At 31.2% G+C, this 12492-nt stretch carries 10 protein-coding genes; 6 read left to right on the top strand and 4 right to left on the bottom strand.

Annotation, left to right across the window (positions count from 1 at the left end):
• The 3 genes from ACTG3S_RS12785 to ACTG3S_RS12775 form a co-directional block, all read right to left on the bottom strand.
• Positions 1 to 2196: DNA gyrase/topoisomerase IV subunit A (locus ACTG3S_RS12785; protein WP_439129733.1), on the bottom strand; the 2196-nt coding region annotated here is incomplete at its 3' end.
• A 227-nt stretch (positions 2197 to 2423) separates the two neighbouring features.
• Positions 2424 to 2615 carry a hypothetical protein gene (locus ACTG3S_RS12780; protein WP_439129732.1) on the bottom strand — a complete coding sequence of 64 codons (192 nt, stop codon included), beginning with the start codon at positions 2613 to 2615 and terminating at the stop codon, positions 2424 to 2426.
• Positions 2612 to 4471 carry a DNA topoisomerase IV subunit B gene (locus ACTG3S_RS12775; RefSeq protein ID WP_439129731.1) on the bottom strand — a complete coding sequence of 620 codons (1860 nt, stop codon included), beginning with the start codon at positions 4469 to 4471 and terminating at the stop codon, positions 2612 to 2614. The genes ACTG3S_RS12780 and ACTG3S_RS12775 overlap by 4 nt, the downstream gene beginning before the upstream one ends.
• A gap of 257 nt (positions 4472 to 4728) precedes the next feature.
• Between ACTG3S_RS12775 and lysA the strand changes: the two genes are divergently transcribed.
• Positions 4729 to 5970: a diaminopimelate decarboxylase gene (gene lysA, locus ACTG3S_RS12770; protein ID WP_439129730.1), complete on the top strand. Its 1242-nt coding sequence runs from the start codon at positions 4729 to 4731 to the stop codon at positions 5968 to 5970.
• A gap of 84 nt (positions 5971 to 6054) precedes the next feature.
• Here lysA and ACTG3S_RS12765 read toward each other — a convergent pair whose 3' ends face one another.
• Positions 6055 to 7161, bottom strand: coding sequence for a lipocalin-like domain-containing protein (locus tag ACTG3S_RS12765; protein ID WP_439129729.1), 1107 nt, complete (start codon positions 7159 to 7161; stop codon positions 6055 to 6057).
• 307 nt (positions 7162 to 7468) lie between these two features.
• On the opposite strand from ACTG3S_RS12765, the gene ACTG3S_RS12760 reads away from it, so the two are divergent.
• The 5 genes from ACTG3S_RS12760 to ACTG3S_RS12740 all read left to right on the top strand — a co-directional run.
• Entirely contained in the window at positions 7469 to 7984 is a 516-nt protein-coding gene (locus ACTG3S_RS12760) for a GNAT family N-acetyltransferase (RefSeq protein ID WP_439129728.1), read from the top strand.
• Positions 7985 to 8054: 70 nt separating this feature from the next.
• The gene (locus tag ACTG3S_RS12755) at positions 8055 to 10178 is read left to right on the top strand and encodes a Tex family protein (RefSeq protein WP_439129727.1); all 2124 of its coding nucleotides are present in this window, start codon (positions 8055 to 8057) and stop codon (positions 10176 to 10178) included.
• Positions 10179 to 10231: 53 nt separating this feature from the next.
• Positions 10232 to 10744: a hypothetical protein gene (locus ACTG3S_RS12750; protein WP_439129726.1), complete on the top strand. Its 513-nt coding sequence runs from the start codon at positions 10232 to 10234 to the stop codon at positions 10742 to 10744.
• An 8-nt stretch (positions 10745 to 10752) separates the two neighbouring features.
• Positions 10753 to 12297 carry a DNA topoisomerase gene (locus tag ACTG3S_RS12745; protein ID WP_439129725.1) on the top strand — a complete coding sequence of 515 codons (1545 nt, stop codon included), beginning with the start codon at positions 10753 to 10755 and terminating at the stop codon, positions 12295 to 12297.
• The coding region (locus ACTG3S_RS12740; RefSeq protein WP_439129724.1) for a DNA topoisomerase at positions 12263 to 12492 on the top strand (230 nt) is incomplete at its 3' end. The genes ACTG3S_RS12745 and ACTG3S_RS12740, both read left to right, overlap by 35 nt.

Raw genomic sequence — 12492 nt, 5'->3', positions numbered from 1 at the left:
AATCATATCATCTTCAAAATGCATTGCCAAATCTGGTTTTACAGCTTTTGCTTTTCCACTTTGTGTAATGATTAATAATTTATCTTCTGCTCTAAATTCGCCCAATAATTCGCCTCTATTATCTACATTTAAACGCTGTACAGCATCATCAAACCAAATTTTACGTGGTTTTAAAGTTGATACTCCTGCTTCTTTAAATTCTACTTTTTTAATGGCATATTTGGTAATTGTGTTTCCACGCACTCCACGTCCTTTAACTGCTAAATCAGCAAAATCGATATCCCATTTTAATTTTTTCACACTACCAACAGAACGTAAATTGATAGTCACTACTTCTGCTTCACCATTTGGGTTTGCTGTAAAATAATGAACAATAGAACCTTTTTTACCATTGGCTAAATTGTATTCTTTATCTCTAGTGACAGAAGTTACGTTAAAACGTTTCATGTAACTTGGTCCGCTTTTTCCATCTCTGTACATCATGTTATACACGGTACGTTTGTCTTTCTTTTTAAATACAGCTACATGTATAATATCTTTACCTACAAAGGTTTTGGAATCTACTTTGGTTACCATCATTCCACCATCTTTTCTAAAAATAATAATATCATCAATGTCTGAACAATCTGTAACAAATTCATCTCTCTTTAGAGAAGTTCCAATAAATCCCTCTGCCCTATTTACATAGAGTTTCGCATTATTCATGGCAACTTTAGAGGCAACAATATCATCAAAAATTCTAATTTCTGTTTTGCGTTCTTTGCCTTTTCCGTATTTTTCTTTTAGATTTTTAAAATAATCGATGGCGAACTCAATTAAGTTTTCTAAATGATTTTTAACCACCGCAATTTTATCTTCTAAACTTTCTATAAACTGTTTGGCTTTGTCAATATCAAATTTTGATATTTTCTTAATTCTAATTTCTGTTAAACGTACAATGTCTTCTTCTGTAACAGCACGTTTTAAGTGTTTTATATGTGGCTGTAAACCTTTGTCAATAGCAGCAATTACACCTTCCCAAGTTTCTTCTTCTTCTATATCTCTATAAATTCTATTTTCTATAAAAATACGTTCTAAAGATGAAAAATGCCATTGCTCTTCCAACTCATTTAACTGAATCTCTAATTCTTTTTTAAGTAGTTCTACAGTTAAATCTGTAGAGTGCTTTAAAAGTTCTGAAACCCCTAAAAAAACAGGTTTATTATCTTCAATAGTACAGCATAAAGGTGAAATAGAAGTTTCGCAGTTTGTAAACGCATACAAAGCATCTATACTTTTATCTGGCGAAACATTGGGTGGCAAATGCACCAAAATTTCTACTTCTGCTGCAGTATTATCCTCAATCTTTTTAATTTTAATTTTCCCTTTATCATTCGCTTTTAAAATGCTATCAATTAAAGATTGAGTTGTGGTCGAAAAAGGGATTTCATTAATTACCAAGGTCTTTTTATCTAGCTGAGAAATTTTTGCACGAATACGAACTTTTCCTCCACGTTTTCCATCATTATAATTGGTAAAATCTGCAATTCCGCCTGTTAAAAAGTCGGGTACAATTTTAAAACTTCTTCCTTTTAAATATTTTATAGAAGCATCTATCAATTCTATAAAATTGTGTGGTAATATTTTGGTTGATAACCCTACAGCAATTCCTTCTGCTCCTTGTGCTAGTAATAGTGGAAACTTTACAGGTAAATCAATCGGTTCTTTTCTACGACCATCATAAGACAATTTCCACTCTGTCGTTTTTGGGTTAAAAACCACATCCAAAGCAAATTTAGATAAACGTGCTTCTATATACCTAGATGCTGCAGCTCTATCTCCTGTTAAGATATTACCCCAGTTTCCTTGCATATCTATCAACAATTCTTTCTGACCTATTTGCACCATAGCATCTGCAATAGAAGCATCTCCATGAGGGTGATATTGCATCGTATGCCCAACAATATTCGCCACTTTATTGTAACGACCATCATCTAAATCTTTCATAGAATGCATAATTCTACGTTGCACAGGTTTTAAACCGTCTTCTAAAGAGGGTACTGCTCTTTCTAAAATTACATACGAAGCGTAATCTAAAAACCACTCTTTGTACATCCCTGTAACTTTGGTAATGGTTTCTTCTTGAGGTGAATCTAATTGCTCCTCTTGATTTGTTAACTCTTCTTCGTGCTCGTTTTCGTTTATTTCTTCACTCATAAAAAACGTTAAATCGTTTAATTGTGTATTTGTTTATTTGGGCGTTCCCTAAAGGTCGGGCTTTACGTTACAATCTTTTTACTTGTGCTGAATTTATTTCAGCATCTGCTCCTTAAACTAAAAGATACTGAACCAAGTTCAGTATGTAAAAAGGATTTCCTCTTCAATCCCTAACGCAAACTTACTTGCTAACTTATAGGTTAATTCCTTATTTCTTATATCCTATTTTATTTCTTTTTAATTCCTCTTCCAATCAACTGCATGGCAATTGACATCATCGACATTGATAAAATTCCTAAATATGCTGATACATTTTCTTTAAATGATAAATCTTCATAATTGATTTGAGTAATCCAAAAAAATAGAATTATTATAAAAATTATCGAAAATATATTAAAAACTAATTTTATATTTTTCATACTTCCTCTTCTACGTAATCTAATTCAACTTTTAAATTATTGATGATAAACTTTTGTCTATCAGGAGTATTTTTTCCCATATAAAACTCCAACATTTGTTCAATAGACATTTCTTTGTCTAACATAACTGGGTCTAAACGAATATCATCACCGATAAAATGTACAAATTCATTGGGTGAGATTTCCCCTAAACCTTTAAATCGTGTTATTTCTGGTTTTCCTCTTAATTTATTTATGGCTTCTCTTTTTTCGTCATCAGAATAACAATAAAAAGTTTCTTTTTTGTTACGCACTCTAAACAAAGGCGTTTCTAAAATATATAAATGTCCTTCTTTTATCAATTCTGGAAAAAACTGTAAGAAAAACGTAATTAATAACAAACGAATGTGCATGCCATCAACATCCGCATCTGTGGCAATTACAATATTATTATAGCGTAAATCTTCTAAACCATCTTCTATATTAAGCGCAGCTTGTAACAAATTAAACTCTTCATTTTCGTACACGATTTTTTTACTCAATCCATAAGAATTTAAGGGTTTCCCCTTCAAACTAAAAACAGCTTGTGTATTTACATTTCTAGATTTGGTAATTGAACCAGAAGCAGAATCTCCCTCTGTAATAAACAAGGTAGTTTCTAAATGTGCTTCTTTCTTGGTATCACCCAAATGAATTCTACAATCGCGTAATTTTTTATTGTGTAAACTGGCTTTTTTAGCTCTGTCTCTGGCTAATTTTCTAATTCCAGATAGTTCTTTACGTTCTTTTTCTGCTTGTAATATTTTCTTTTGCAGTTTGTCTGCAACTTCTGTATTTTTATGTAAATAGTTATCTAAATGTGTTTTTACAAAATCATTAATGTAGGTTCTAACAGTTGGTAAATCTCCACCCATTTCTGTAGAACCTAATTTGGTTTTGGTCTGACTTTCAAAAACAGGTTCCATCACTTTAATTGCAATTGCAGAAATTATAGATTTACGCACATCTGAAGCCTCGAAATTTTTGCCAAAAAAATCTCGAATGGTTTTTACAACTGCTTCTCTAAAGGCAGATTGGTGTGTACCACCCTGAGTTGTATGTTGCCCATTTACAAACGAATGATATTCTTCTGAATACTGAGTTTTACTGTGTGTAATAGCTACTTCAATATCATTGCCTTTTAAATGAATTATTGGATACAACATATCGTCTTTGTTGTTATTATCTTCCAGTAAATCTTTTAAACCGTTTTCAGAAAAGTATTTTTCTCCATTAAAAATGATGGTTAAACCAGGATTTAAATACACATAATTCTTCAACATTTTAGAAACATATTCGTTTCTAAATTTGTAGTTTTTAAAAATAGTTTCGTCTGGTATAAACTGAACTTTAGTTCCTTTTCTTCGTGAAGTTTCTTCTAAAAAATCTTGTTCTCCTAAATTCCCTTGACTAAATTCTGCAGAGGCAGATTTTCCTTCACGAGTAGATTCTACTCTAAAATAAGACGAAAGTGCATTTACTGCTTTGGTACCAACCCCATTTAAACCAACCGATTTTTTAAAGGCTTTCGAGTCGTATTTACCTCCAGTATTCATTTTAGACACAACGTCTACCACTTTTCCAAGTGGAATCCCACGTCCATAATCACGAACAGTAACTTTGCTACCCTGAATAGAAATTTCGATGGTTTTGCCAGCGCCCATTACATATTCATCTATAGAGTTGTCTAAAACCTCTTTCACTAAAATATAAATACCATCGTCTGCAGAAGAACCATCTCCTAACTTACCAATGTACATTCCTGGACGCATTCTAATATGCTCTTTCCAATCTAAAGATCTAATATTATCTTCTGTATATTTTGTTTCTTGACTCATAAAAATCGCTACTACTGTTAGGTTTGAAGTACTTGTAAAAATAGGGTTTAACAAAGAAAAATGAAATGGGTTCGGTAATTAGTTATCAACAGGATTTCAACGAGAGATTTAAGTAAAAAATATTAAATCAAGATCAACATTTCATCAAATTACAACAATGAAAAATCACAAAAAAAAACAATATGTTGTATTTTTAAACAAATGATTGGTAATTGAACTTTTTAACTACTTTTGACAAAAATAAATAACAAAAAATCGTGGAAAACTCACAACTTTTAGAATTAGCAAATAAATACGGAAGTCCTTTATATGTTTACGATACAGATAAAATTGAATCGCAATATAACCGACTAACAAACGCTTTTAGTGATGTAAAAAATTTAAAATTAAATTATGCTGTAAAAGCATTATCAAACATCAATATTTTAAAGTTTTTTAAAAATTTAGGGGCTGGTTTAGATACTGTTTCTTTTCAAGAAGTACAACTGGGTTTAACTACGGGTATAGATCCTAAAAACATTATTTATACACCTAATGGTGTTTCTTTACAAGAAATTGAAGAAGTTGCCAAATTAGGAGTCCAAATTAATATCGATAATCTTTCTATTTTAGAACAGTTTGGGCAAAAACATCCAAAAACACCAGTATGTGTGCGTATAAACCCACATATTATGGCTGGTGGAAATTCTAAAATTTCGGTAGGTCATATCGATTCTAAATTTGGTATTTCTATTCACCAAGTTCCTCACATAAAACGTGTGGTAGAAAATACTGGGATGAATATCAACGGAATTCACATGCACACAGGTTCTGATATTTTAGATATTGATACTTTTTTACGTGCCTCTGAAATTTTATTTGATGTGGCTAAACAATTCAAAAACATCGATTTTATAGATTTTGGTAGTGGCTTTAAAGTACCTTACAAAGAAGGAGACATTTCTACTGATATAGAGCAATTAGGTGTGCAACTATCTGAAAGATTCAACGAATTTTGTGCGGAATATGGTAAAGAAATCACTTTAATGTTTGAACCTGGGAAATTTTTAGTTTCTGAGGCAGGTGTATTTTTAGCCAAAGTAAATGTGGTAAAGCAAACAACATCTACAGTATTTGCACACGTAGATTCTGGTTTTAACCATTTGGTAAGACCTATGATGTATAATTCTTATCATCATATTACTAATATTTCTAATTCGAAAGGTAGAGATAGATACTACTCTGTAGTTGGGTATATTTGCGAAACAGATACTTTTGGTTCTAACAGAAGAATTGCAGAAATTTCAGAAGAAGATGTGTTGTGTTTCCACAATGCAGGAGCTTATTGTTATTCAATGGCTTCTAACTATAATTCTCGCTATTTACCAGCAGAAGTAATGTTAGTAAATGGTCAGGATTATTTAATTAGAAAAAGACAGACTATTCAAGATATTTTGCATAATCAAGAAGTAGTTGAATTACCCAAAAAAGCAACAATTAAACAAGAAGCAACCGTTTAATATTTTAAAATAAATTAATTTAGCCATAGCATCATAACTATCATATTTAGGTGCTATGGCTTTTTATTATCTTTAATTCTCTATTTACTGTATGTTTTGCTCTACCCAAGCTGTTCCGCTTATAGATGTTCTTTTCATATTATTTTTCTCTAAAATAGACCCAGATACTATTCCTACACCTTCATAAATACCTCCTTTAAATAACTGATCTGGCATTAGGCTAGTTACTGTAGCTTCAATTTTATAGTCAGGAATTTCTACATATATTTCCGTAAAATATTCTTTTCCATTTATTAACGTTGATTTTTTAGGTGTAATTGTTGTTTGCACATAGGTCGAGTCACTTTTTTTACTTATCTGTACTGTTGCCATACCTTGTGTTGATTCATTAAGTTTTGGTCCAGTTAAAGAATAATTAGAAATACAAATACCGTTTTCAAACTGCATGTCTTGTAAAATCCATTTTACTTTCTTACCATTTTTATTTGAAAACTTACCCCATTCATGATCCATCCAAGTAACACCAGTAACTTCATGCTTTTCTGGCATTAAATCAGTATTTTTTGTTGATATAGATATTGTACCACTTGCTTGCAATCTTGTCAAAGAAAAATAAAAATTATTGTCTTTTAAAGTAGGTTTAGTTTGTGGTGGTTTAACTGGTGTTGCACCGTCTCCCCAGACTATTAAAGGTTTTCCATTTTGAGAAAATTTCAAATCAAAATCTACTATTGTATCATTATCTTCTAATTTAGCATTTACAACCATATTTTGAGTTAGATCTTCTTGAGGAGCTCTCATTAATACATTTTCTAAAGCAACAAACCAATCTTTATTAGGGTCTGACTCCGCCCATAAACCTGAAATAGGAATACCTGGAACAGTTTGATGATAATGTTTTTGACTTTGAACATCTGTAAGCATTACTTCTGTAAAACCATAAGGGTATATTGCACAAGCATTAATTTCGAACCCAAAAACCTTTCCCGTATTAGTTTTTAGAGTACCAATATGCCACCACCATTCTGTTGGGCAACCATCTTTGTTTGTATCAGTTTTTGGAGTATGCAAGTACATATCTTTAGGTAAACTAATATAAACCTCTTTGTCTAACTTATCTTTAGTAATATTACTTAACTGTGTATTTGATAAACCTCTTAAAGGCATATTATTCTTTGTCTTTAAACTCATAATATTTTTTTAATATGTTTTGTCACTACAAAGTTCAAATAAAATTACAATTGATTTTAACGTATAAATACCTTTATTTTAAAAAAGTAGAACTACAAATCAATTAATTTTTATGTAGCTTTAAAAGTCATGGAATATAAAGAAAACAAAAACCACATAGTTTATTATAAATTTTAAATAAGTTGTAGAATTCTCTTCACAAAAAAACAAAAAAAGAAACAGTTACAGTTTAACTTTTTCTAAAAAATAATTTATTTTTACAGACACCATAGGTTTTTTAAAACCTGTGGAATCTAAATTTGTAATAATGAAATTAAGACTTTCAACTTTTGAAGATATTCCAAGAATAGTAGAAATTATAGACGATGCAAAAGCGTTATTAAAATCTTTACAGATAGATCAATGGCAAAATGGATATCCAAATGCTGAACAGATAGAAAATGACATAAAAAATACTGAAAGTTATGTAGTTATAAATGATGAAAACCAAATTATGGCTACTACCATGTTTACTACAAGACCAGAACCAACTTATAAAAAAGTAATTGATGGCAGTTGGATAATTGATGAAAACTTACCTTATGGGGTCATTCATAGATTAGCTATGGCTAAAGAATTTCGAGGTTTGGGAATTGCAAAATTTGTTTTCGAGGAATTGCATCAAAAACTAGAACAAAAAGATATCAAAAGTCTAAAAATTGATACTCATGAACAAAATTTAGGTATGCAATCTTTAATTAAAAAAATGGGTTATCAATATTGTGGAATTATCTACACAAGCTACAATGCAAAACGTTTGGCTTTTGAGAAAGTGATTTCTTAAGTAAGAATAATAATTTAATAAAACAGACCCTTCAGGTTTTAAAATCTGAAGGGTCTTTAATCTAAATAAAATGCAAATTCATCAATACATAATTCAACAAACTCAGATTTCAGAAAAATCTATAAAAAACACACTTTCTTTATTAGGTGATGATGCTACCATTCCTTTTATAGCAAGATATAGAAAAGAAATGACTGGTAATTTAGATGAAGTAGAAATTGGTAAAATTGTAAAGTTTAAAGAAGTTTATGAAGGTTTAGAAAAGCGTAAAAAAGCAATTTTAAAAGCGTTGGAAGAACAAGATGTTCTTACGCAAGAATTAACCTCTAAAATTAATAATACAAACAACATTACCGCTTTAGAGGATTTGTATTTACCCTTTAAAAAGAAGCGAAAAACCAAAGCAGAAACAGCACGTTCACAAGGTTTAGAACCCTTGGCAAAAATGATGATGAGCCAACTTGTAAATGATTTAGAATATACAGCTTCAAAATACACCTCTAAAGAGGTTGAAACTATTGAAGATGCATTGGAAGGTGCTCGTTTTATTATGGCTGAATGGATTAATGAACGAACAGATATCAGGAATAATATTCGTTATCAAATAGAACGTTTTGCTCAAATTTCATGCAAAGTAATTAGCACCAAAAAAGAGGACGAGAAAGCACAAAAATTTAAAGATTATTTTGAATGGAGTGAAACTTTAAATCGAATTCCATCTCACAGATTATTAGCCATTTTACGTGCAGAAAAAGAAGGTTTTATTCGTGTAAAACTCCAAATTGACACTGAAATAACACTTCAAAAAATGGAAGATCGAATCATTCGCTCTAACAACGAATGTGTAGGGCAAATTCAATTGGCTATTCAAGATGCATATAAACGCTTGTTGTTTCCTTCTCTTTCAAATGAAGCGCTTTCAAAAGCCAAAGAAAAAGCAGATGATGAAGCCATTCAAGTTTTCACAAAAAACTTAAAACAACTGCTTTTAGGAGCTCCTTTAGGCGAAAAAAGAGTGTTGGCCATAGATCCTGGTTTTAGATCTGGTTGTAAAATTGTGTGTTTAAATACACAAGGTGAACTAAAACACAATGAAACTGTGTTTCCTCACGCACCTCAAAATAAATCTTTTGATGCCATAAAAAAAATTAGTTCTTTGGCAGAAGCACATCAAATTGAAGCTATTGCCATTGGAAATGGAACAGCCTCTAGAGAAACAGAGCAATTGATACAGAAAATTCAGTTTAAAAATCCAATTGATGTTTTTGTGGTAAGTGAAGCTGGTGCCTCCATTTATTCTGCTTCAAAAATTGCTAGAGATGAATTCCCAAATTACGACGTTACAGTTCGAGGAGCAGTTTCTATTGGAAGACGCTTGCAAGATCCTTTGGCTGAATTGGTGAAAATTGATGCAAAATCAATTGGCGTTGGGCAATATCAGCATGATGTAGATCAAACCAAACTCAAAAAATCTTTAGATAGCACTGTAGAAAGTTGTGTAAATACAGTTGGTGTAAATATCAATACTGCTAGTTTATCTTTACTGAGTTACGTTTCTGGAATTGGACCAAAATTGGCAGAAAACATCGTGAAATACAGAAATGAAAATGGTTCTTTTTCTTCAAGAAGTGAAATTAAAAAAGTACCTCGTTTAGGTGGCAAAGCTTTTGAACAAGCTGCTGGTTTTTTACGCGTTAAAAACGGAAAAAATCCTTTAGACGATTCTGGAGTACATCCTGAAAGTTATGCTGTAGTTGATAAAATTGCCAAAGATTTAAAAATGAAAGTCGCTAGTTTGATAGGAAATAAAGAAGTCTTACAAAAAATAAATATAAAAAATTATATTTCTGAAACTGTGGGTTTACCAACGTTACAAGACATTATCAAAGAATTAGAAAAACCCGGAGTTGATCCAAGAGCAAAAGCCAAAGTGTTTTCTTTTGACAAAAACATTAAAACCATTTCAGACTTAAGAATTGGGCAATTATTACCAGGAATTGTGAATAATATCACCAATTTTGGCTGTTTTGTAGACATCGGCATCAAAGAAAGTGGACTCATTCACGTTTCCAATTTATCTGATACTTTTGTAAAAGATGTGAACGCCATTGTATCATTGCAACAGCAAATTGTCGCAAAAGTATTAGAAGTTGATGTAGTTAGGAAGAGAATTCAATTGGCTTTGATAAACTAAATTCTAAAAACTCGTAAATATTTCTTTAATTTGATCTTAAGTTTAAATTTATTATGCAAAAAACAAAAACTCTCAAATACCTAACCATTTTAATACTATTATTTTCTTGTAGTTCAGAAAAAGATTGTGCAAAAACCATCATTGTACAAAACGAATTTATAATATCTGGTGCAAATGGAACCACTATAATTCCAGAAATAACACAAGTTGTAGATTGCAGTTTTCCAGAACCGGATGCTCCAGAAACAATTGAAGAATTACCGAAACTTTCTGAATTTTCTTATGACGTTTTAGAGTTTAAATTCACGCCCGACACAGGAAACAATACAAATAGACTAGAATATAAAATCCAACTAAATAATTTAAGTGATAAAAAGATTATGGGAATTCCGTATATCACAAAGAATATTGACGGTTTAGTTTCTACAGAAATTAATTTTGGAAACTGTAGAGAATTAGCTGCAAACTCAAGTTGTATTATTTCTTTTGATAAAGAAAGTTCTTTAGACTTAGGGCTGATCAAACAAATTTCCATAGAAAAGGTTGAATATTTTATCACTAAATAATTTTTAATTTGAAAGTCTGTATAGCCGAAAAACCAAGTGTAGCAAGAGAAATTGCTAACATTCTAGGAGCCAAAACAAAACGAGATGGTTTCTATGAAGGCAATGGTTATGCAGTTACCTATACTTTTGGCCATTTATGTACATTGCTAGAACCCAAAGATTACAAACCACACTGGAAAAGCTGGGATTTAAATAATTTACCCATGCTTCCAGAACGTTTTGATACAAAAGTAACAGGCGATTCTGGTATCAAAAAGCAGTTTAATATTGTAAAATCTTTATTTGAAAAAGCTGAAACTGTAATTAATTGTGGAGATGCAGGAACAGAAGGAGAATTGATACAAAGATGGGTCATCAATCAATGTAATTATAAAGGAAAAGTACAACGTCTATGGATTTCTTCTTTAACGGAAGAAGCTATTAAAGAAGGTTTTCAAAATTTAGAATCCTCAGAAAAATATGACAACCTTTATTATGCTGGCTATTCAAGAGCTATTGGAGACTGGTTGTTAGGTTTAAATGCAACACGTTTATACACTGTAAAATTTGGTGGTTACAAGCAAGTATTGTCTGTAGGTAGAGTGCAAACTCCTACCCTAGCAATGTTGGTGAATCGTTATTTCGAAATCCAAAATTTTAAACCACAACCTTATTGGGAATTGCAAACTACGTATAGAGATACACTTTTTAATTACGAAGATGGACGTTTTTTAAAAAGGGAAGATGGTCAAGTTTTAGCGGATAAAGTAGCGCAATCTGATTTTGAAATTGTTGCTGTTACCAAAAAGAAAGGAAAAGAATATGCACCTAAATTGTTTGATTTAACAGGTTTACAGGTATATTGTAATAATAAATTTGGTTTTTCTGCGGATGAAACTTTAAAAATGGTTCAGAAATTGTACGAAATGAAAGTAGTTACCTACCCAAGAGTAGATACTACTTTTTTACCTAATGATTTGTATCCAAAAGTGCATGGAATTTTATCAAAACTGACCAATTATAGCGAACTTACCCAACCTCTTTTAGGAAAAAAAATAAAGAAAACAAAACGTGTTTTTGATGATAAAAAAGTAACAGATCACCATGCCATAATTCCTACTGGAATTCAAGGAAATTTGCAATACAATCAGCAACAAGTGTATGATATTATTACGAAACGTTTTATTGCTGTTTTTTATCCAGATGCAGATGTTTCTAATACTTCTGTTTTAGGAAAAGCTGCAGAAGTACCTTTTAAAACAACGGGTAAAGAAATTATAAATAAGGGTTGGAAAGTAGTCTTCGAAAATAAAAAAGATAAAAATAAGGTTCTTCAACGAGATCAGAATCACAATAACAATAATAACGAGACTCTGAAACAAGTTCAGAGTGACAAAGGAAGTTTGCCTTCCTTTATCAAAGGAGAAAAAGGAAATCACGAACCTTCATTTTTAGAAAAAGAAACCAAACCACCAAGAAACTATACAGAAGCTTCATTATTACGCGCCATGGAAACTGCTGGTAAACAAGTAGATGATGATGAAAGAAAACGGAATTGGAAGACCATCAACTAGAGCAAGTATAATAGAAACGTTGTTTCGAAGAAAATACATAGAACGTAAGAAAAAATTAGTTTTACCAACCCAAACTGGTATTGATTTAATCAACATTATTGATAATGAATTGCTAAAATCTGCAGAATTGACAGGACGTTGGGAAAAACGTCTAAAAGAAATTGAACGAGGAGAATTTAATGCTGGAACATTCAT

The sequence above is a fragment of the Polaribacter sp. genome, assembly GCF_965656025.1.
In the GTDB taxonomy this organism is placed as follows: domain Bacteria; phylum Bacteroidota; class Bacteroidia; order Flavobacteriales; family Flavobacteriaceae; genus Polaribacter.
The sequence above is the reverse complement of the archived record's forward strand: the minus strand, read 5'-3'. Positions and strand labels throughout refer to the sequence as shown.

Bases quoted from the DNA above. Each gene is read 5' to 3' on its own strand.
- ACTG3S_RS12755 (WP_439129727.1), top strand. From the start codon at position 8,055: ATGCAAATTCATCAATACATAATTCAACAAACTCAGATTTCAGAAAAA.
- ACTG3S_RS12760 (WP_439129728.1), top strand. From the start codon at position 7,469: ATGAAATTAAGACTTTCAACTTTTGAAGATATTCCAAGAATAGTAGAA.
- ACTG3S_RS12775 (WP_439129731.1), bottom strand. From the start codon at position 4,471: ATGAGTCAAGAAACAAAATATACAGAAGATAATATTAGATCTTTAGAT.
- ACTG3S_RS12750 (WP_439129726.1), top strand. From the start codon at position 10,232: ATGCAAAAAACAAAAACTCTCAAATACCTAACCATTTTAATACTATTA.
- ACTG3S_RS12780 (WP_439129732.1), bottom strand. From the start codon at position 2,615: ATGAAAAATATAAAATTAGTTTTTAATATATTTTCGATAATTTTTATA.
- ACTG3S_RS12765 (WP_439129729.1), bottom strand. From the start codon at position 7,161: ATGAGTTTAAAGACAAAGAATAATATGCCTTTAAGAGGTTTATCAAAT.